General features: G+C 70.7%; 26 protein-coding genes. 18 read left to right on the top strand and 8 right to left on the bottom strand.

All coding sequences use genetic code 11. From position 1 onward, the window contains the following. Positions 1-34 precede the first annotated feature (34 nt). Complete coding sequence (locus ABZW17_RS06570) at positions 35-487, top strand: pyridoxamine 5'-phosphate oxidase family protein (RefSeq protein ID WP_354810331.1); 453 nt, start codon at positions 35-37, stop codon at positions 485-487. Here the strand turns inward: ABZW17_RS06570 and ABZW17_RS06565 are convergent. Next, positions 474-1,016, bottom strand: coding sequence for a hypothetical protein (locus ABZW17_RS06565; RefSeq protein ID WP_354810329.1), 543 nt, complete (start codon positions 1,014-1,016; stop codon positions 474-476). The two genes, ABZW17_RS06570 and ABZW17_RS06565, sit on opposite strands and share 14 nt — an antisense overlap. A 170-nt stretch (positions 1,017-1,186) precedes the next feature. Between ABZW17_RS06565 and ABZW17_RS06560 the strand changes: the two genes are divergently transcribed. Next, a complete protein-coding gene (locus ABZW17_RS06560) occupies positions 1,187-1,933 on the top strand; it encodes a rhomboid-like protein (RefSeq protein ID WP_354810327.1) in 747 nt (248 codons plus the stop codon). Positions 1,934-1,973: 40 nt separating this feature from the next. Then, entirely contained in the window at positions 1,974-4,298 is a 2,325-nt protein-coding gene (locus ABZW17_RS06555; protein WP_354810325.1) for an EAL domain-containing protein, read from the top strand. Here ABZW17_RS06555 and ABZW17_RS06550 read toward each other — a convergent pair. The 6 genes from ABZW17_RS06550 to ABZW17_RS06525 all read right to left on the bottom strand — a co-directional run bounded on the left by ABZW17_RS06550 (position 4,292) and on the right by ABZW17_RS06525 (position 7,766). After that, positions 4,292-5,083, bottom strand: a complete 792-nt coding sequence (locus tag ABZW17_RS06550) for an arylamine N-acetyltransferase (RefSeq protein ID WP_354810323.1) — start codon at positions 5,081-5,083, stop codon at positions 4,292-4,294. The two genes, ABZW17_RS06555 and ABZW17_RS06550, sit on opposite strands and share 7 nt — an antisense overlap. A gap of 34 nt (positions 5,084-5,117) precedes the next feature. Then, a complete protein-coding gene (locus tag ABZW17_RS06545; protein WP_354810321.1) occupies positions 5,118-5,468 on the bottom strand; it encodes a YciI family protein in 351 nt (116 codons plus the stop codon). Between the two features lie 94 nt (positions 5,469-5,562). After that, positions 5,563-5,838: a hypothetical protein gene (locus ABZW17_RS06540; protein WP_354810319.1), complete on the bottom strand. Its 276-nt coding sequence runs from the start codon at positions 5,836-5,838 to the stop codon at positions 5,563-5,565. Between the two features lie 14 nt (positions 5,839-5,852). Then, positions 5,853-6,431, bottom strand: coding sequence for a class I SAM-dependent methyltransferase (locus ABZW17_RS06535; RefSeq protein WP_354810318.1), 579 nt, complete (start codon positions 6,429-6,431; stop codon positions 5,853-5,855). Positions 6,432-6,766: 335 nt separating this feature from the next. Next, the gene (locus ABZW17_RS06530) at positions 6,767-7,264 is read right to left on the bottom strand and encodes a hypothetical protein (protein WP_354810316.1); all 498 of its coding nucleotides are present in this window, start codon (positions 7,262-7,264) and stop codon (positions 6,767-6,769) included. 34 nt (positions 7,265-7,298) lie between these two features. Next, complete coding sequence (locus ABZW17_RS06525; RefSeq protein WP_354810314.1) at positions 7,299-7,766, bottom strand: helix-turn-helix transcriptional regulator; 468 nt, start codon at positions 7,764-7,766, stop codon at positions 7,299-7,301. Positions 7,767-8,056: 290 nt separating this feature from the next. Between ABZW17_RS06525 and ABZW17_RS06520 the strand changes: the two genes are divergently transcribed. From ABZW17_RS06520 to ABZW17_RS06450, 15 genes are all read left to right on the top strand, one after another. Continuing rightward, the gene (locus ABZW17_RS06520; protein WP_354810312.1) at positions 8,057-8,197 is read left to right on the top strand and encodes a hypothetical protein; all 141 of its coding nucleotides are present in this window, start codon (positions 8,057-8,059) and stop codon (positions 8,195-8,197) included. Continuing rightward, positions 8,194-9,084, top strand: a complete 891-nt coding sequence (locus tag ABZW17_RS06515) for a lambda-exonuclease family protein (protein WP_354810310.1) — start codon at positions 8,194-8,196, stop codon at positions 9,082-9,084. Before ABZW17_RS06520 ends, ABZW17_RS06515 begins: the two co-directional genes overlap by 4 nt. A 10-nt stretch (positions 9,085-9,094) precedes the next feature. Beyond that, positions 9,095-9,904: a recombinase RecT gene (locus tag ABZW17_RS06510; RefSeq protein WP_354810308.1), complete on the top strand. Its 810-nt coding sequence runs from the start codon at positions 9,095-9,097 to the stop codon at positions 9,902-9,904. Next, complete coding sequence (locus tag ABZW17_RS06505) at positions 9,901-10,269, top strand: hypothetical protein (protein ID WP_354810306.1); 369 nt, start codon at positions 9,901-9,903, stop codon at positions 10,267-10,269. Before ABZW17_RS06510 ends, ABZW17_RS06505 begins: the two co-directional genes overlap by 4 nt. A 241-nt stretch (positions 10,270-10,510) precedes the next feature. Next, the gene (locus tag ABZW17_RS06500; RefSeq protein WP_354810304.1) at positions 10,511-10,855 is read left to right on the top strand and encodes a hypothetical protein; all 345 of its coding nucleotides are present in this window, start codon (positions 10,511-10,513) and stop codon (positions 10,853-10,855) included. A 162-nt stretch (positions 10,856-11,017) separates the two neighbouring features. Then, entirely contained in the window at positions 11,018-11,260 is a 243-nt protein-coding gene (locus ABZW17_RS06495) for a hypothetical protein (RefSeq protein WP_354810302.1), read from the top strand. Continuing rightward, complete coding sequence (locus ABZW17_RS06490) at positions 11,257-12,246, top strand: hypothetical protein (protein ID WP_354810300.1); 990 nt, start codon at positions 11,257-11,259, stop codon at positions 12,244-12,246. Before ABZW17_RS06495 ends, ABZW17_RS06490 begins: the two co-directional genes overlap by 4 nt. After that, positions 12,243-12,758 carry a hypothetical protein gene (locus ABZW17_RS06485; protein ID WP_354810298.1) on the top strand — a complete coding sequence of 172 codons (516 nt, stop codon included), beginning with the start codon at positions 12,243-12,245 and terminating at the stop codon, positions 12,756-12,758. The genes ABZW17_RS06490 and ABZW17_RS06485 overlap by 4 nt, the downstream gene beginning before the upstream one ends. 16 nt (positions 12,759-12,774) lie before the next feature. Further along, positions 12,775-13,104, top strand: a complete 330-nt coding sequence (locus tag ABZW17_RS06480; protein WP_354810296.1) for a hypothetical protein — start codon at positions 12,775-12,777, stop codon at positions 13,102-13,104. Then, complete coding sequence (locus tag ABZW17_RS06475; protein WP_354810294.1) at positions 13,101-13,610, top strand: WhiB family transcriptional regulator; 510 nt, start codon at positions 13,101-13,103, stop codon at positions 13,608-13,610. Before ABZW17_RS06480 ends, ABZW17_RS06475 begins: the two co-directional genes overlap by 4 nt. A 47-nt stretch (positions 13,611-13,657) precedes the next feature. Next, positions 13,658-13,933, top strand: coding sequence for a hypothetical protein (locus ABZW17_RS06470; RefSeq protein ID WP_354810292.1), 276 nt, complete (start codon positions 13,658-13,660; stop codon positions 13,931-13,933). A 45-nt stretch (positions 13,934-13,978) separates the two neighbouring features. Next, positions 13,979-14,833, top strand: a complete 855-nt coding sequence (locus ABZW17_RS06465) for a hypothetical protein (RefSeq protein WP_354810291.1) — start codon at positions 13,979-13,981, stop codon at positions 14,831-14,833. Between the two features lie 39 nt (positions 14,834-14,872). Further along, positions 14,873-15,403, top strand: coding sequence for a hypothetical protein (locus ABZW17_RS06460; protein ID WP_354810290.1), 531 nt, complete (start codon positions 14,873-14,875; stop codon positions 15,401-15,403). A 167-nt stretch (positions 15,404-15,570) separates the two neighbouring features. Further along, positions 15,571-16,065, top strand: coding sequence for a helix-turn-helix domain-containing protein (locus ABZW17_RS06455; protein WP_354810289.1), 495 nt, complete (start codon positions 15,571-15,573; stop codon positions 16,063-16,065). Continuing rightward, positions 16,058-17,323 carry a PBSX family phage terminase large subunit gene (locus ABZW17_RS06450; protein WP_354810288.1) on the top strand — a complete coding sequence of 422 codons (1,266 nt, stop codon included), beginning with the start codon at positions 16,058-16,060 and terminating at the stop codon, positions 17,321-17,323. The genes ABZW17_RS06455 and ABZW17_RS06450 overlap by 8 nt, the downstream gene beginning before the upstream one ends. Here the strand turns inward: ABZW17_RS06450 and ABZW17_RS06445 are convergent. After that, positions 17,280-17,561: a hypothetical protein gene (locus tag ABZW17_RS06445; RefSeq protein WP_354810287.1), complete on the bottom strand. Its 282-nt coding sequence runs from the start codon at positions 17,559-17,561 to the stop codon at positions 17,280-17,282. The genes ABZW17_RS06450 and ABZW17_RS06445 overlap by 44 nt on opposite strands. Between the last annotated feature and the right edge of the window lie 2 nt (positions 17,562-17,563).

Raw genomic sequence — 17,563 nt, 5'->3', positions numbered from 1 at the left:
TTAAGGCAAATCGGATGGCTTTAAGGAGGCCGAGATGGCCCGCAAGATGACCAAGGACGAACGCGAGAGATTCCTGGCTCAGCCGCAGGTCGGCGTGCTCAGCGTCGCGGCCGAGCCCGGACGGGCGCCGCTGACCACGCCGATCTGGTACCGCTACGAGCCGGGCGGCGACCTCGTCGTGATGACCACACCCGGGCTGCGCAAGGCCCGGCTGATCGAGGCCGCCGGCCGGTTCGCGCTCTGCGTCCAGCAGCAGGAAGGCGTCTACAAGTACGTCTCGGTCGAGGGCCCGGTGGTGGATTCGTGGCCGATGACGAAGGCCGAGCGGCACGAGATGGCCGCGCGCTACCTGCCGCCGTGGGCCAGCGAGGCGTACACCGACGCGACCGACGGCACGCACGGGAACAACATCGCGATCGTGATGCGCCCGGAGCGCTGGAACACCTCGGACTTCAGCGACGTCTCGGAGGAGCTCACCAGCAGATGATCAGCAGCACGCACGACGGCTCGGTCCGCGGCGTGGTGGCCGGGGCCGAGGGGTGACCACCGGACGGTGGCGGGTTCCCGGTCGGCTTCGTCGCCGGGCCGCCCGTGGTCGCGGGGGCGGAGCCGGCCGTCGTGGTGGGCGGCGTCGGGGTTCCGGTGGCGCCGGATTCGGTGGTGGCCGGGTCACGGCCGGGCACCTCGGTGACGGTGCCGCGGTGCTCGTTCGACGCCGTGACGACGTCCCCGCCGGTGCCGCCGCCGATCCCGCCGTCGGGCGGCGAGTCGGTGGCCTGGTCGGCACCGCCCAGCCCGGCGGTGCGCTGCGGGAACGGGATGACCTGGATCTGGTCGACCGGGGCGGCGTCCTGGCGCTCGTTGCCGCCGAAGGCGACCAGCGCCGCGGCGGCCCCGCAACCGACGATGACGGCGAGCATCACCGCGACCACGCGCCAGCGCGACTGGCCCGGTCCCGGACGATCGCCCCAGCCCTCGCGCACGAGCAGCTCGGCGACCGATACCTCGTCGTTCACCCCGACAGACCTTCCCGAGAGGCCTTTCGGCCGACATCGTGGCCGTATTCTTACCGTAAAAGCCCCCCGAACGGGTGAAGCACCGGCAAAAAATCGTCACGTAATGCTCTTGTGGACAGTCAGTGACTCTCCACAGCGTTTTCTAAGCTGGCGCTCGTGATACTCCCAGCATGACCACCGAGACTCGGTCCATGCTGCTCAAAGCCGGACGGCCGATGCCCGCGGTCGCCGGCGCGCGCAGCCGGTGGTCGGTCCTGACCTTCGTCCCGAACCCGAAGGCGACGCCGTTCACGTTCGGCTACCTGGTCGTCCTGCTCGGCACCACGCTGCTGCTCAAGTTCGCCGACCCGGGCCTGACCGAACGGCTCCTGCGGCTGTCGAGCACCGACGCCCACAATCTCTGGCGACGGCCGCTGACCTCGCTGCTGACCAGCGCGCTGTGGCTGTCCGACGAAGGCTGGCTCGCCTACGTCGTGATCTTCGCGATCGCCGTCGCACCGCTGGAACGCCGGTTCCGCGCCCGCCGGGTGGCGATCGTGTTCTTCTCCGGCCACGTGCTGGCCACGCTCGTCACCGAGTTGCCGGTGATGGCCCTGATCAGCGCGCACGTGCTGCCGAACTCGGCCGGCCACTGGCTCGACATCGGCGTCAGCTACGGCTTCTTCACCACGGCCGGCGCCCTGGTGTTCCTGCTCGGCGGCCGTGCGCGGCTGCTGGCGCTCGCCGCGACCGAGGCGTTCATCGCGGTGATCTGGCTGAGCGACGACCCGGCGAGCCTCGACTCGATCGTCACCCTGCTCGGCCACGCGTTCGCCGCGCACTTCGGGCTGCTGTTCTGGGGGCCGCGGCTGCGGCGCGCATCCGCAGGCCGGGACCGGATTCCGGCGGGTAGGCACGAACCGGAGTCGGTGGTGTAATCGACGAGCCACACGCCGACCGCATGGGGGACGAACGCTCATGGAGGCAGACTCGCTCGCCGCACTGGTCGAGCTGAGTCCGGACGCGATCTGCGTCCACGAGAACGGCGTCCTCACCTACGCCAACCGCGCCGCCCTGGAGACGTTCGCCGCCCGCTGCGCGGACGAGGTCGTCGGACGGCGGTTCACCGACTTCGTCGCCGAGGAGTCCCGGACGACCTTGGTGGCGAAGCTGGCGGACCTGACCGGGCCGGGGCAGGCGAGCGAGCCGGCCGAAGCGCTGATGACCCGGCTCGACGGCAGCAAGTTCGCCGTGGAGACGGTGTCGGTGCGGCTCCAGGCCCGCGGCGCCTACCAGGTCGTGATGCGGGACATCACGGCGAAGAAGGCGGCCGCCGACGCCCTCCGCTACCAGGCCGCGCTGGTGTCGCACGTCAGCGACGCGCTGATCGCGACCACCGGCGAAGGCGTCGTGACCAGCTGGAACCCGGCCGCTGAAGCGGTGTACGGCTGGACCGCGGCCGAGGCCGTCGGGCGGCGCGCGAGCGAGCTCGTGGGCGCGCCCCTCGACCTGGCCGCCGTCCGGCGCGGCGGCGGGGTCGCGGAGGCCGTGCACCGGCGGCGGGACGGCGCGCCGCTGGCGGTCCGCGTCTCGGCCGCCGAGATGAACGACGGCTACGTGCTGGTCTGCGCCGACGAAACCGCGCGGCGGCGGGCCGAGCAGAACTACCGGACGGTGGTCGCGTCCCTCGACGAAGGCGTCCTGGTGATGGGCCCGGCCGGGCTCATCGAAGCCGCGAACCCGGCGGCCTGCCGGATCCTCGGCGTCGCCGAAGCCGACCTGGTCGGCGTTCCCTGCCACACGCTGGTGCTGTTCACCGAGTCCGGGCGGTGGATCCCGCCGGACGAGCTGCCGTCGGTGCAGACCCGGCGGACCGGGGTGACGCACAACGGCCTGGTCGTGCGCCTGCGCCGGCCGGACGGCCGCGACGTCTGGGTGTCGCTGACCTCGCGGCTGCTCAACCCGGACGACCCGGCGGCGCTGGCCGTGGTCACGTCGTTCACCGACATCACCGAGACCCGCGCGATCAGCGCGCGGCTCGCGCACGACGCCACCCACGACCCGCTGACCCGGCTGGCGAACCGGACCCTGGTGCTGGACCGGCTCGACGTCCGCGAGCGGGGCGCGGTCACCGTGCTGTTCCTCGACCTCGACAAGTTCAAGGTGATCAACGACTCGCTCGGGCACTCGGTCGGCGACCAGGTGCTGCGGATCGTCGGCGAGCGCCTGCGCCGCAGCTCCGGCCGCGACGACCTGGTCGGCCGGCTGGGCGGCGACGAGTTCGTCGTCGTCACCGCCGAGGTCACCGACCCGGGCGAGGTCCGCGCGCTGGCCGAGCACCTGCGGGCGGCGCTGGCCGAGCCGATCGGCGTGCTGGGCCGGCAGCTGCACCTGGACGCCAGCACCGGCGTGGTGCTCGTCGGCCGCGACGACCGCCGCAGTGCCGAGGACCTGCTGCGCGACGCGGATGTCGCGATGTACCAGGCGAAGACACTCGGGCGGGGCCGCCACCACTTCTTCGACGTCGGGCTGCGCGAACGGATGCAGCGGCGGCTGCGGATGGAGCAGGACCTGCGCGACGCGGTGCACGATGGCCAGCTCTGGCCCGCCTACCAGCCGGTCGTCGACCTGCGGACCGGCGAGATGGTCGCGGTGGAGGCGCTGCTGCGGTGGACGCACCCGCGGCACGGCGCGATCTCGCCCGCGGAGTTCATCCCGCTGGCCGAGGAGAGCGACCTGATCAACGTGATCGGCAAGGAGATGCTGCGCGCGACGACCCGCGAACTCGCCGAGCGGCGGAAGCGCCAGGGTCTGGGCCTGACGCTGAAGGTCAACTTGTCGACCCGCCAGCTCGACGACCCGCACCTGGTCCCGGCGGTCCAGGACGCGCTGGCGAGCACCGGGCTGCCCGCGGGCGCGCTGTGCCTGGAGGTGACCGAAAGCGCGTTGATGCGCGACCAGGAAGCGGCCGGGGAAGTGCTGGCGTCCCTGCGGGCCCTGGGGGTGCTGCTGGCGATCGACGACTTCGGCACCGGCTATTCATCGCTCGCGCAGCTGCGCCGGCTGACGCTGGACACGCTGAAGATCGACCGCTCGTTCATCACCGGGATCGCCGAGTCGCGGGACGCGGAGGCGATCGTCACGAGCATCATCGCGATGGCGCACGCGGTGGACCTGACGGTGATCGCGGAAGGCGTCGAGTCGGCGGAGCAGGTGGACCTGCTCCGCGCGCTCGGCTGCGACCAGGCGCAGGGCTACCACCTCGGCCGCCCGGTGGCGGCGGCCGAGTTGTTCGGTCAGTAGACGGTTTTCAGGCGCTCCAGCTCGTCCGGTGTCAGCTCGATGCCGAGATCCTTGAGGGTGGCGTCGAGTTCGCCCGGGTCGATGGTGGTGGTTTCGCTGCTGCCATCGGGTTTTTCGACGGTGAGCTCCCGGCCGAGCAGCTTTCGGCCGACGCCGGGTTCGAGCGTCATGATCACCAGGCGCCCGGTGAACGGTGACTTCGGGTGCGTCGACGTGTAGTGGTGGTAGACCTCGTAGTCGATGGGGTGCATGCCGTTGAGCCGGAACTCGAGGATGTCCTCGTCGCCCTTCTGCAGCGTCCACCAGCCGTCGTTCTGCTTGAGGCGGTGGGGCCAGCCGGCCTGGTCGACCTCGTGGCCGTCGACCAGCGGCATGGGGGCGAGGATCCCGGCGCCGAACCCGACGTCGGCGAGGAAGCGCTGGTCGTCGACGTCGACGACGAGCGTCATGTGGGTGTAGGGCCCGGGCCGCCGCGGCTGCACGCGCGCGGAGAGCCGGTGCACGGTGTAGCCGAGCTGTTCGAGGACGGCGGCGAAGAGGCCACTCTGTTCGTAGCAGTAGCCGCCCCGCCGCCGCCCGACGAGCTTCGCGCTCACGACGTCGAGCGAAATCCCTTGGTGCTGCCCGAGAACGACGTCGACGTTCTCGAACGGGATGGCCTGGACGTGCGCCCGCATGAGTTCGGTCAGCGCGGCGGCGGACGGCGCCCGGCGCGGCTGCCCGGTGCGCTCGAGGTAGGCGTCGAGATCGACGGCGCCGATACCCCATTCCCCTTGGGTGGTCATGGAATCCATGATGGACCCTCGACCTAACTGGAGGTCAACCTTCGTGCACGACCTGCCGCACCTCGACGGCGGTGTAGGCGGCGTCCGGGATCTTCGCGGCCAGCTCGACCGCCCGCCCTTCGCTTTCGACGTCGACGACGTAGTAGCCGCACAGGAAGGCTTCGGACTCGACGAAAGGCCCGGCCGTGGTCTGCGCTTCGCCGCCCTTGACCCGGACGGTCCTGGTGTCGGCGGGTTCGGCGAGCGCCTTGGTCTCGACCATCTCCCCGGACTCGGTGACGAGCTTGATGAAGTCCCCGTGTCCTTCGTAGACGGCGTTCTTCTGGTCGTCGGTGAGGGTGCCCCAGAGGGTGGGGTTCATGTGGAGGGTGAGGAGGTAACGCATGTCCGGCTCCCGTGTCGTGAGTGGCGGCCCTTGGTGGCTGCCTTCACCGGGTGGTCGGGGCGGGGTCGCCGGTCCGGACACGAGATCCGGCGGTTCACTCGTTCGGCGTAACGAGCCAGTCTTCGGTCCGGCGGTGCCGCCCGAGCCCCGCAGCGTCGAACTCGTCGAGGTGCGACCCCCGGCGGACACCGAGGGCGCGCAGGGCCTGCGAAATCGGACTCCCTCGGACGGCGACCGCGTCGAAGTACTCGTCGGTCATCGGCAGCAGGGACAGGGAGCCGTGGAGCGCAACGATCCGCGCGTCCACGACGTCCCCGGCCAGGCGCCGCAGTACCTCGTCACCGGCGATGACGGTTTCCAGGCAGTACATGGCCTCATCCTGGCTCAGCCGCGGCTGACGAGCACGTACCTTTCGTCCTCGATCGGGCCGCCCCACAGGGCCGGGTCGTCGAGCCGGGTGACGGTGGCTTCCTTCCGGTGCGCGAGCACCAACCGCCGGCACTCCTCTGCCGCGATCCCGGCCCCGGTGAACCACCGGCCTTCGATGAGAACCAGCCGTCCGTCCGGCTTCAGCAACCGCACCCAGGCGCTGAGCGCGGCGGCCGGATCGGCCATGGCCCAAAGCACGTGCCGCGCGAGCACGACGTCGTACGCACCCGGCGGGCACGGCGGCTCGGCCACGTCACCGACACGGAAGTCCACCTCGACCCCCACGGCCTTTTCCTCGGCGACGGCAAGCATCCCGGGCGAGAAGTCGACACCCTGCACAACGTGGCCGGCCCGAGCGAGCAGGACGGCGAGACTTCCCGTCCCGCACCCCAGATCGACGACGGCCGCGGGGGCCGGTTGCAGCAGCGGCAGCAGGAGGTCCGACCAGGCCGCCCGGACGGCGGGCTCCCGCAGCCCGTGGTCGGGCTGGTCGTCGAAGGACGTGGCCTCGGCGTCCCACAGTTCGCTGGTCATCCGCTCAGGGTAAGCACCTCCAGCGCACGGGGTTCCCGGCGTGGCGAGCAGCGTCCCGGACGAGCTCACGGAGCACCAGACCCGCCGTGCAACCCACGTGCAACAAGCGACGGCCAACGGCGGTCACAGCGGCCACGGCCAAGATCGGCCCCAAGACACAAGAAAGCCGCCTTGACCTGGGTCAAGACGGCTTCTTCGAACGTGGCCAGGGCCGGGGTCGAACCGGCGACCTTCCGCTTTTCAGGTGTAGCTCTCCGAGCGCTGTGCTCACCTGCGGGATTGCAGGTTATCAGCAAGCGCAACCCCCAAAGTTGTACGCTCGCTAAATGATCTTGCTAGCCGGCTCGCCGGGACGATCGTAACCGTCGCGCCGCAGAGCGGCGGACGTCGTCGAGGGCTCGACGCTCCCACGTGCCGAGTCGCTTGTGCAGCTCGTCGAATTCGCGTCGCGACAGGTCGACCACCCGGAGGCAAAAGGTACGGATGTCGACGACGAGCGACTCGGCCACCTCATCGGGCTCATCGGACCACCTCAGAGCATCGGCCAGTTCGGTGACCACGATCAGCCGCCGCGCCGCCGCGGCGTGTACACGTCGCTCGAGCCGAGTGTCGAGCCAGTGCACGCCGCAGTAGCCGAGGACATCGTCGCGCCGCTCGTGATGGACGACCTCGTGCGCGACGGTGCACCGCGCTTCCGCCTGGTTCAAGATCGGGTGCACCCGAATCCGGCCGCCGCGGTAGTCGCCCCACCCGGTGACGGCAGACGACACGACGACCTCGGCGCCGAGCGACTCGGCGTGTCGGTACGGGTCGTAGGCACGGCCCCATTCCATGCGTGTTCCTCCCCAACACGCGGGCGGTGGGAAGTCAGGCGCCGGTGTCCGGGCCGGGTTCGTCGGGCCGTTCGGCCTCGCTGAGCCACTCGCGTTCTTGTTGAACTCTCATCGGTTCCCCACTGGGGCTGTCGGCCACGAGCTGTAGAGGGTTACCTCCGTCAAACGTGGGATGTTTCACGCCAGAATCGGGAACAAGCCTCGTGATGTCCTCATATCGGGCACCGATCTCGTCGAGCAGCTCGTGCACGGAGTACGCCGCGAGGCTCTGTCGCGCCTCGGCCGGCATTAGAAGGCCAGCGCCCACGAGGAGAGGCACCAGCGGTTCGCCGAGCGCCGCGGCAACGGCCCGCGCGTTCGAGATCGTCGGTGGTGAGCCGCGGTTTCGCCAGTCGGAAATACGACTCTCCGAGACGCCGGCGGCACGCGCGAGGTGCGCGGGCTTCCATCCGCGTTGCTCAAGCTGCGCTTGCAGGTACGTCCACCATTGACCGTCACTCATGGTCCACCATCCTACTTCCGCACGCGGAAGTAGCGACACCCATCGCAAGTTGGTCATTCGCATACTTGCGTGCACGGAAGCGTTGAAAGCACCTCCCACCTGCCCGTATGGTCGATCTTTCGCGAGGGGGCTCGCGTCTTCTACACGCGGAAGCTGGAGGGGAACGTTTAGTGACATCGCACGTCCGCATCCGACCGGATGCGTTGAGCAAGATTGCCACTGCGAAAGGTTTGCGGTCGCGGTACGCGCTCGCGAAGTGTCTCGGCGTCAGTCAGTCCACCGTCGGGCGCGTGCTCGACGGCGAGCAGTGGCCCGGAAACGAATTCATCGCCGCGACGATCACGGGACTTGGCATCCCGTTCGACGTGGTGTTCGAGGTAACCGGCAGCGACGTCGCCTCGACGCCCGAATGCGCCGGGGTGGCCGGATGAGCGCCGCTGCTGTCCGGGTGGGCACGTTCGAGCCGGGCTCGGCCGAATGGCTCACCGCACGCGCGTCCGCGCTCGGTGGCTCTGAGGTGGCCGCCGTCCTCGGACTTTCACCGTGGGAGAGCCGGTTTTCGCTCTGGCACAAGAAAAAGGGCAACACCGGTCCGGCCGATGACAACGACGTCATGCGGTGGGGGCGCTGGCTCGAGGACCCGATCGCCCGTGCGTTCGCCGCGGCGCATCCCGAGTACCGGGTGCGCCGATCCGGCACGTGGGCCAGTCGGGCGCGTCGGTGGCAGGTAGCGACGCCCGATCGGCTGCTGTCCACGCTCACCGAGCGCGCGCTGCTCGAGGTGAAGACCGCGCACAACGCCGACGAGTGGGGCGAGCCGGGTACCGACGAGGTGCCGATCTACTACCGGACGCAAGCCCTGTGGCAGCTCGACACGCTCGGCCTGTCCCGCGCGCACATCGCCGTCTTGATCTCGGGTTCGGACTACCGCGAGTACGTCGTCGACTGGAACATCGCCGAGGTGTCCGTGCTCCGCGACGCCGCCCGCGAGTTCCTCGACACCCTCGATCGCGACGAACGCCCGGACATCGACGAGCACACCGCGACCTACCGCACCGTGCGAGCGCTGCACCCGCTCATTGACGACGTCGAGATCGAGATCGCCCCGACGCTCGCCGAGCGCTACCGGACCGCGGTCGCCGAGCACAAGGCCGCCGAGAACACCAAGCGGCGAGCGGCAGCCGAGGTGCTCGACGCGCTCGGCTCCGGCCGGCGCGCCGTGGTCGCCGGCGAGTCGATCGCCATCCGCGTACCGGGCACCGGCGACTCGCCGCCGTCGCTGCGCCCGTCCCCGTCCGTTCGACACCGCAGAAGGTGAGCGCCGCAGCATGACCACTCAGACCGTCACGTCGGCTGTCGCGCAGCAGCGCGACAGCTCGCCGGCCGCGCTCGTGCTCAAGTACCGCACGGACTTCGCGACCGTGCTTCCCAGCCACATCAAGCCCGAGACCTGGCTGCGCATCGCTACCGGCGCACTGCGCCGGAGTCCCCAGCTCGCGAACGCCGCGGAGAAGAACCCGACGTCGTTGCTCGTCGCGCTGCTCGACGCCGCGCGCAAGGGGCTCGAGCCGGGCACGGAGCAGTACTACCTCGTGCCGCGCAAGACCAAGCGCGGTCCCGAGGTGCTCGGCATCACCGGATATCAGGGCGAGGTGGAACTCATGTACCGGGCCGGCGCGGTGTCGTCGGTCAAGGTCGAGGTGGTGCGCGAACACGACACCTTCGCGTACAACCCGGGCGAACACGACCGGCCGGTGCATGAGATCAACTGGCGCGCCAACCGCGGCGAACTGGTGCTCGCCTACGCCTACGCGAAGATGCGCGACGGAGCGACGAGCAACGTCTCGGTGCTCTCCGCCGAGGACATCGCCGTGATTCTGTCCAAGGCCGAGGGCGCCGACTCGCCGTTCTCGCCGTGGCAGTGGAACCCCAAAGCGATGTGGCTCAAGAGCGCGGCACACCAGCTCGCGAAGTGGGTGCCGACCAGCGCTGAGCGCGTCTGGCAGCCCGACGGGCCGCCACCCGAAGCGCCGCCGGCCGCGCCGGTCACCCTGCCCACCGCCGAGGACGTCGTCGACGCCGAAGTCGTCAACGACTGGCCGGCCGCGCCGGCGGACACCGCGGACGGTGAGCGATGACCGCGACCAGCGCGAAGGGGCTCGAGGTGATCGCCGACGAGCCGACCGAGGCGCCGATGCGTGCCAAGGGCGGCGCGCCGGTGCTCTGGCGACAGACGCGAACGTTGCTGCTCGCCGACGGCTCGACGACGTACGGGTGCGTCCACTGCAACTACACCTCGGACAACATGCACTCGATCCGGCCGCACCTGAACAAACACCGGACCACGCCGGCCGCCGAGGTCGAGGTCGACCCGCTCGACGGGCTCACCCTCGGCGAGATCCGACAGCAGCTCGCCGCGGCCGACGAGTGGAAGGCGCGCGCCGTTCGGGCCGAGCAACACCTGTCGATGCTGCGCTCGGCTCTGCGGGAGGTGACCGCGTGACCGCGTCCGCGCTCGTGCCGACGGGCCGTGTTGTCGTCTGCTGCGCCGAACACCTCGGCGCCGGTTGCTGCGACCCGACCGACTGCTCGCCGTGCTGCCCGGAGTGCCCGACATGCCCGGTAGTCGCCGAACGAACGCCGGGGGAGCGGGTCTACGACATGTCCGGGCACCGCGAGCTACTCGCCGACCTGGCCGAGTGGGCTCGCGAAATTCGGTCACGACCGTGGGAGGGGTCCAAGCCATGGCCGACCAGCTCGCCCTAGGGTTCGCCGACCGGCACGCCGGGCAAGAGGTCAATCTCGCCGCCGCGGTCGCCGTGAACCGCGACTACCGGGCCGCGGCCGAGGCCGCGCTCGCCGAGCTGGTCCGCGCAGGCCGGCCGTTCACCGCCGAGGACATCCGCAAGGCGGTGCCGAAAGACGTCGAGCCGCATTCGCCGAACGTGCTTCCGTCCGTGCTCGGCACGTGGGCCGCCCGCCGGCTGATCGTGCCGTGCGGTGAATACCGCAGCCGCAGGCGAAGCCGCCGCGCGAGCCGAAATCGGGTGTGGATTGCCCGGCGAGGACTTGCTACGCCGATCGAGTGAAAGCAGCCCGTTGTGTCCGGTAGGACACAAACCGCGCCGAATCGGCCTTAGCGTCCCGGCTGTCAATTTCTAAGCCCTACAACGCAAATCGCACGTCACCGACCAGTGGCGGGCGCGGTGAAGCGCGCCCGCGTCCGCCACTGCACCATCCCAGGGGGACCCGTGATCATCGAATTTCCCGGTACCAAGACCGCGGCCGCACCCGTGCGCAAGCTCGACGCGCTCGCCGTCGAGGCCGCGCTCAACGGTCGGCGCACACACGACGAACTGCACCACCGCGAGGTGTTCGAGGTCGTCCGGATCGCTCGCCGCCGCGGCGACACCCTCGACCAGGTCGCCGCACTGCTCGACGTCGATTTCTTCATGATCGCCGAGGAGTACGAAGCCGCAGCGGGGGCGCGATGAACGCTCGTGCACAAGACCGGCGCGAGTACATCCGGCTCTCCGTCGACCTGCCGTTGCACCCGAAGCTCGTCGAGATCGACGACCCGGGCGCGGGCTGGTTGTACGTGACCGGGCTCTGTTACGCCGGCCAACACCTCACCGACGGGGAGATCCCGCCGGCCGCCGTCGTCCGGCTCGCCGGCGTGCAGAAGCGGCTCGCTGATCGGCTCGTCGAGGTCGGGCTCTGGCACCGCCCCGGGCACGACTGCCCAGACTGCCAACAGCCGCGCCGCGGGCACGTCATCGTGCACGACTACCTCGAGCACCAGCGTTCCGCCGGTGAAGCGAAGGCCCTGCGCGACGCTCGCCGCGAAGCCGGCAGCAAGGGCGCGGCCAAGCGATGGGCCAAGCAGCGCGACGCCGCCGAGGACCAGGTCGACCAGACCGAACCGGACGGCAAACCGGTAGCCGAACCGATAGCAAGTGCCAAAGCCGAAGCCACACACGAGCCAGAGCAATCGGGTAGCAACCCGATGCCAGAGGTAGAGGGAGAGGGAGAACTACTACCCCCTAACGGGGGTAGTAGCCGTGCGCGTAGGGGCGCGCGTACGCGAGGCACGACCACCGCGGCCGAACTCGCCGCCACCGCGTCCCACCCCGACGCGTATCGCCTGGTCACAGCATGGCGGGACCAGACCGGAGCCCCCTACCGACCGGCGACGATTCGGGCTCTCGCCAAGCAGGCCGACGGCATTTTGCGCGATGGTGGCGCGCTGGTCCCGCTGCGTGCCGCGCTCGACGAGTGGAACCGCCGAGCAGGTGCTCGGCCTGGTCTGTTGCCGCACCTGTACGACGACGCGGTCAAGGCCGCCCGGCTCGCCGAGCATCCGGCCGCGCGTCCGCCGGTGCGCAGTGCTCGAGGCGAGAAGGTCCGCGGATGGCTCGCGCTCGCCGCCGAGCCCGTGCCCGTCGACGCCGAGCAGCTCGTTAAAGGGGTGCGCGCATGAACCGGGCCGAAGTCGCGACCTTGCTCGGCGCCGCCTCCGCAGTCGATCCGAAGGTGCCGCAACCCGATCCGGACGTGCTCACGATGTGGGCCGGCATCCTCGACGACGTCCCGGCCGACGTCGCCGGCACGGCGGTCCGAGCGCACTACCGGCACAACGCCGAGACCGTCATGCCGGCCGACATCGTCGAGTACTGGCGAACGATCCGTCGCGACGCCGCCGAGCGCGAACACAACGCGCAGTTGCGAGCCCGCGCCATCGAGCGCCCGCCGAACCTGCGCGCCATCCGCGACGGCGTCGCCCGGGTCACCGCGGCACTCGCCATCACCCGCGGAGTCGATCCCGAGTACGCCGAGGCCGAAGCCGAGGCCCGCCGCGCCTACCTCGCCGTGGCGTGCACCTGGTGCAAGGCCCGACCGGGCGCACCGTGCACCGGTCCCGGTGGCAAGCCGCTCACCAAGCAGCCCGCGCACGACGCTCGGCTCGCCGACGCGCTCGCGTCCACACGTTGACCACCAGGGGGAACCGATGAACAACCACGACGAGACCACCGCGGCGACCGGTCGCCGGCGCCTCCGCGCGCACGCGCGCGTCGACGCCGGCTCGGCCGACGTCTCCGATGCGGGTCACCGCGGACCCGCGCCGGTCGACTCGTCGGCGCTCGACCAGTTCGCCGCGTTGCTGCGCCAGGCCGGCGCGCGCTCGCCGGCCGTCGTCGAGGGCGACCTCGGCCGCCGGCTCGGCATCGCGCTCGAGGGGCTCGCGCGGCAACCAGGTGCGGGGTTACTGCCCTACCGGCTTCGTCGGCTCGCCGAGGCCGTGCTCGCCGCGCCGCTGATCGACAAGGCTCCGCAGTGACACGCCGGACGTCGTGGCGCGAGCGCGCAGCGTGCCGCGGGCGCCTCGACCTCGATTTCATCGACCCGGCCGACGAGCAGGTCGACCAGTGCCGCGCCGTCTGCGCCGAGTGCCCGGTGCGCGAGCTGTGTCTCGCCGACGCGCTCGTGTCCGGGGAAGCGTGGGGGATCTGGGGAGGGCTCGACGCCGACGAGCGGGCCGCGGTCGCCGAGCAGGACGGACACCCCGCGCCGATGGTTCGGCCGGCGCACGGCACGAACGCCCGGTACGCGAAACACCGGTGCCGCTGCTCGGCGTGCACCGCGGCGCACGCCGAGTACGAACGCGAGCGCCGCGCCCGGCTCCGAGCTCGCCGTCGCGGCACGGTGCCACGCGCGTACGTGCTCACCGAGCCGGTCCGGTGCGGCCGCACGTGGGCCGGCACCGGTCAGTACGTGCTAGCGCTGCCCGGTCTCCCGATCCCGGCCGAGGCCGAACTCGACGAGCCGCTCGGCGCGGCCGCATGAACGGCACCGGTCGTAGGCTGTCCCGACTCGACACGAAGGAAGGTTCGTTGAGCGCACGCGCATTCGCCCGAAGCACGCTCATCGCCGGTGACCCGGTGAACTGTCGACACGAACACCCGCACAAGCCCGGCCGCGTGTGTCTGCTGGCCAAGGCGCACGGCGGACTCGGCGCCGCCGCACCGCATCGCTCGGTCGAAGGCGACGAATGGTTCGACGCCGTGTGCCGCGAATGCCACGGCGCCGGCTCGGTCGACGGTGTCGAGTGCGCACCATGCGCCGCCGGTGGGTGGGTGCTGGTCGAGCGGGCGGCCGGCGCCGCATAGTCGTCGCGCCCGGTCGGTGACACAGCCGGCTCGAGGCTCGACGGCATGATCGATACGTGCGCCGTCCCGTTCTGCGCCAATGCCACCACCGGCGGCACGGTGTGCCCGTCATGCCTCGGCCGGCTCCGGTCCGACCTGGTTGACGTCGCCGAGCTGGTCGACTACCTCGAGGACACCGTCGCCCGGCTCGCGAACACCGGGCCGCCGCGGGTCGGCTCGAGGCCGGCCGAGACCGGGCTACCGTTCAACGTCGGCGCCGCCGAGGTCCGCGACGTCGTGCACAACGTGCTCTCGACGTGGGTCCGGGACCTGTGGGAGACGCACGGCCTACACCGGGTGGTGCCCACCGGCGAGACCGCGCCGGACGGTACGCCGCTCACCGTCGCCGAGCTGGAACCGCTCGACCTCGACGACACCGTGCCCGAGATGGCCGCGTGGCTACGTCGACACCCGTCGTGGGTCGAGCACCACCCAGCAGGCGGCGAGCTGGTCGACGAGATCGGCGACGCCGTCGAGCAGGTCCGCCGGGCCGTCGACCTCCCACCCGCGCGCGTGTACTGCGGGCCGTGCCCGGACTGCTCGGCCGACCTCTACGCCCGGCCCGAACGGGCCGTCGTCGCCTGCCGTGAATGCGGGGCGCGGCACGACGTCGAGGCTCGGCGCGAGAAGCTGCTCGACGCCGCGCGCAACGTCGAGGCGACCGCGGCGGAGATCGCCCGCGCGTTGCCGAAACTGCTCGGCCGCGAACTGTCGGCGAACACGCTGCGCACGTGGGCACGCGCCGGCAAGCTCGCCAAGCGCAAGCCTGACGAACACGGGCGGCCGCGGTACCGCGTCGGCGACGTCATCGACCTTGCACTCGTGACCCCCGTGCGCGTGCGCACGCCTGCGCAGGGTTAACGAGTTTTACCCTCGCGGCGCGAGGCATACCGTGACGCGATGACGACCGAGCTGGACAAGGGTCCCGGGGCCGGGCCGATGCTGGTATGCGACCTCGACGAGACCCACACGTACACCACGTGGTTCCTGGCACTGCGGGATATGCGGACCGCCAATGGTCGCAACGAAACCACGGGAGCCGGGGAAGGCAACAACTCGTGGATCGGTCTCGCGCTGGGCATGATCGTGCTGGACATCCTGTCCACCACCAACCGCGACGAAAAGGTCGGGATTCGATTCCGACGCCTGCTGACCGAGCACGGCGTCGGCGAGGACGATGCCGACTTCATCTACAAGTTTCGGTGCGCGCTGCACCACGCCTACGGCATACCCAACCCGGGGACCGTCGGCAATCGCAACTTGTTCGTCACGCCCGCGGTCGGGGCGTACGCCGTCGACACGCGGCGCTCGGACCGGGTCCTGATCAGCGTTCCTGTGTTCTGCGGTCGGCTGGTCGAGCGCATCGCGTACGAGGCCGTGCCGACGTGGCAGGGCTCAGCCCTCATCGACACGTACGTGCAACTCGACTAGGCCGTCGCGATTCCCCAGCTCGAGCGGGTGTAACCGCGAATCGGCCGGTTGTGCTTAAACTGGCGATTAGCAGCGGGTGAGCTGTACCCGCACCACGATCCGACAGCCCCGGGCTACCTCCCCCCTCGGTCCGGGGCTGTCTGCTGCCCGGGGGCGAGGTGACCACCTTGCCGCGCAATCTGATCACCGACGCCGACCGGGAACGCGTCCGCGAGCTGCACGCCGAGGGCAAGACCCGCAACGACATCGCCCGGGAGATCAACCGCTCGCCGTCCACGGTGACCGGCATCGCCCGCGCGCTCGGCCTGTCCTTCGACCGCTCGGCCACTGCCGCCGCGACGCACGCACGCCAAGTCGACAACCGCGCCCGCCGCACCGACATCGTCGGCCGGCTCTACGGCCGTGCCGAGCGCATCCTCGGCCGCCTCGAGGCCGACCGGTACACGTTCACCGCGACCACGATCAACGGCATTGAGTCCAAGGTGCTCGACCACGTGCCGGCGCCGGACGAGAAGGCGCTCGCCTCGGCGATGTCGACGCATCTCGGCGTCGCGGCCAAGCTCGAGCAGGTCGACGCGGACACCGGCGCCGAGGGCGCTCGGTCGATGCTCGGCGGGCTCGCCGTCGCACTCGGCATCGCGACCGGGCCGGCGAATGGGTGAGCCGACGCTCGACCTGCCGCTCTCGCCGGCCCAAGTCGAGTCGATGCGCGAGTCTCGCGCGCGGGTGAACATCTGGTCGGGCGCCATCCGATCGGGCAAGACCATCGCGAGCTTGTTGCGCTGGTTGATCTACGTCGCACACGCGCCCCGCGGCGGGCAACTCGTCGTCGTCGGGCGCACCCGCGACTCGGTCGCGCGCAACGTGTTCGCGCCGCTGCAAGACCCGACCCTGTTCGGCTCGGTCGCCGACCACGTCCGCTACACCGCGGGCGCGCCGTCCGGCTGGATTCTCGGTCGGCAAGTGTTCGTGCTCGGCGCTTCCGACAGCAAGGCCGAGAAGGTCCTGCGCGGGCTCACCTGCGCTGGCGCGTACGTCGACGAGGTCACCGTCGTGGCCCGGGAGTTCTTCAAGCAGCTACTAGGCCGGATGTCGGTTCCGGGCGCGCAGTTGTTCGGCACCACCAACCCCGACAACCCCGCGCACTGGCTGAAACACGACTACCTCGACCGGCTCGCCGAGCTGCCCGACTGGCGTTCGTTCGCGTTCACCCTCGACGACAACCCCTCGTTGTCCGCCGAGTACCGCGCGAGCATCCGCCGCGAGTACACCGGCTTGTGGTTCCGCCGGTTCATCCTCGGCGAATGGGTCGCCGCCGAGGGCGCCGTGTTCGACATGTGGGACCCCGACCGGCACGTCGTGCCGTGGGCCGAGCTGCCCGACCTGCGGCGCCTGCTCGCCGCCGGCGTCGACTACGGCACCACGAACGCAACCGCGGCGCTGCTGCTCGGCCTCGGCGCCGACGACCGGCTCTACCTGGTCGACGAGTGGCGCCACGACCCGGCGCACGCGCGGACCCGGCTCACCGACTCCCAGCTCGCCGCCGGTCTGCGCGACTGGCTCGACCTCGACCACCACCCGCGCCAGCAGGGCCGGCCCGAGTTCGTGGTCGTCGATCCGGCCGCCGCTTCGTTCCGGGTGCAACTCCAGTCCGACGGCGTGCTCACCCAAGCCGCCGACAACGACGTCGCCTACGGCATCCGGACCGTGTCGAGCCTGCTCGCCGAGGACCGGTTGCGCGTAGCCGACCGGTGCCGCGGCTTCATCGCCGAGGTACCCGGCTACTCGTGGGACGACAAAGCGACCGCCGCCGGCGAGGACAAGCCGATCAAGATCGCTGATCACTCGCTCGACGGCGGCCGCTACGCCGTGACGACTACCGAGTCGCTCTGGCGGCCGGCGCTGGCTGCCGCCGCCTGAACAGCGGGTACGCCTCCGGCTTGCCGTTCTTGTCCTGCGCGACGGACCAGTCGACCATCTGCCAACCCTGCGCCTCGATCGACTCGATCATCTCGGCCCACCCGGCAATTGAGCCGGACATCGTGTGGTGCGTCGCCGGCGTGTTCAGCCGCGGCGTGAACACGGTCCGGCCTTCGGCGATCGCTCGGCCCGCTTCCTCGGCGACCATGTTCGCCTTGGCGTTCTTGATGAATCCCACGT

This window comes from Amycolatopsis sp. NPDC004625, assembly GCF_040609695.1.
GTDB lineage: Bacteria > Actinomycetota > Actinomycetes > Mycobacteriales > Pseudonocardiaceae > Amycolatopsis.
Note: the sequence above shows the minus strand (reverse complement) of the source record. Positions and strands in the feature narration are given on the sequence as shown.

What these genes read in the sequence shown, in the direction of transcription:
- ABZW17_RS06570 (WP_354810331.1), top strand. Translation starts at nt 35, where the DNA reads ATGGCCCGCAAGATGACCAAGGACGAACGCGAGAGATTCCTGGCTCAG.
- ABZW17_RS06560 (WP_354810327.1), top strand. Translation starts at nt 1,187, where the DNA reads ATGACCACCGAGACTCGGTCCATGCTGCTCAAAGCCGGACGGCCGATG.
- ABZW17_RS06555 (WP_354810325.1), top strand. Translation starts at nt 1,974, where the DNA reads ATGGAGGCAGACTCGCTCGCCGCACTGGTCGAGCTGAGTCCGGACGCG.
- ABZW17_RS06550 (WP_354810323.1), bottom strand. Translation starts at nt 5,083, where the DNA reads ATGACCACCCAAGGGGAATGGGGTATCGGCGCCGTCGATCTCGACGCC.
- ABZW17_RS06545 (WP_354810321.1), bottom strand. Translation starts at nt 5,468, where the DNA reads ATGCGTTACCTCCTCACCCTCCACATGAACCCCACCCTCTGGGGCACC.
- ABZW17_RS06540 (WP_354810319.1), bottom strand. Translation starts at nt 5,838, where the DNA reads ATGTACTGCCTGGAAACCGTCATCGCCGGTGACGAGGTACTGCGGCGC.
- ABZW17_RS06535 (WP_354810318.1), bottom strand. Translation starts at nt 6,431, where the DNA reads ATGACCAGCGAACTGTGGGACGCCGAGGCCACGTCCTTCGACGACCAG.
- ABZW17_RS06530 (WP_354810316.1), bottom strand. Translation starts at nt 7,264, where the DNA reads ATGGAATGGGGCCGTGCCTACGACCCGTACCGACACGCCGAGTCGCTC.
- ABZW17_RS06525 (WP_354810314.1), bottom strand. Translation starts at nt 7,766, where the DNA reads ATGAGTGACGGTCAATGGTGGACGTACCTGCAAGCGCAGCTTGAGCAA.
- ABZW17_RS06515 (WP_354810310.1), top strand. Translation starts at nt 8,194, where the DNA reads ATGAGCGCCGCTGCTGTCCGGGTGGGCACGTTCGAGCCGGGCTCGGCC.
- ABZW17_RS06510 (WP_354810308.1), top strand. Translation starts at nt 9,095, where the DNA reads ATGACCACTCAGACCGTCACGTCGGCTGTCGCGCAGCAGCGCGACAGC.
- ABZW17_RS06505 (WP_354810306.1), top strand. Translation starts at nt 9,901, where the DNA reads ATGACCGCGACCAGCGCGAAGGGGCTCGAGGTGATCGCCGACGAGCCG.
- ABZW17_RS06500 (WP_354810304.1), top strand. Translation starts at nt 10,511, where the DNA reads ATGGCCGACCAGCTCGCCCTAGGGTTCGCCGACCGGCACGCCGGGCAA.
- ABZW17_RS06490 (WP_354810300.1), top strand. Translation starts at nt 11,257, where the DNA reads ATGAACGCTCGTGCACAAGACCGGCGCGAGTACATCCGGCTCTCCGTC.
- ABZW17_RS06485 (WP_354810298.1), top strand. Translation starts at nt 12,243, where the DNA reads ATGAACCGGGCCGAAGTCGCGACCTTGCTCGGCGCCGCCTCCGCAGTC.
- ABZW17_RS06480 (WP_354810296.1), top strand. Translation starts at nt 12,775, where the DNA reads ATGAACAACCACGACGAGACCACCGCGGCGACCGGTCGCCGGCGCCTC.
- ABZW17_RS06465 (WP_354810291.1), top strand. Translation starts at nt 13,979, where the DNA reads ATGATCGATACGTGCGCCGTCCCGTTCTGCGCCAATGCCACCACCGGC.
- ABZW17_RS06460 (WP_354810290.1), top strand. Translation starts at nt 14,873, where the DNA reads ATGACGACCGAGCTGGACAAGGGTCCCGGGGCCGGGCCGATGCTGGTA.
- ABZW17_RS06450 (WP_354810288.1), top strand. Translation starts at nt 16,058, where the DNA reads ATGGGTGAGCCGACGCTCGACCTGCCGCTCTCGCCGGCCCAAGTCGAG.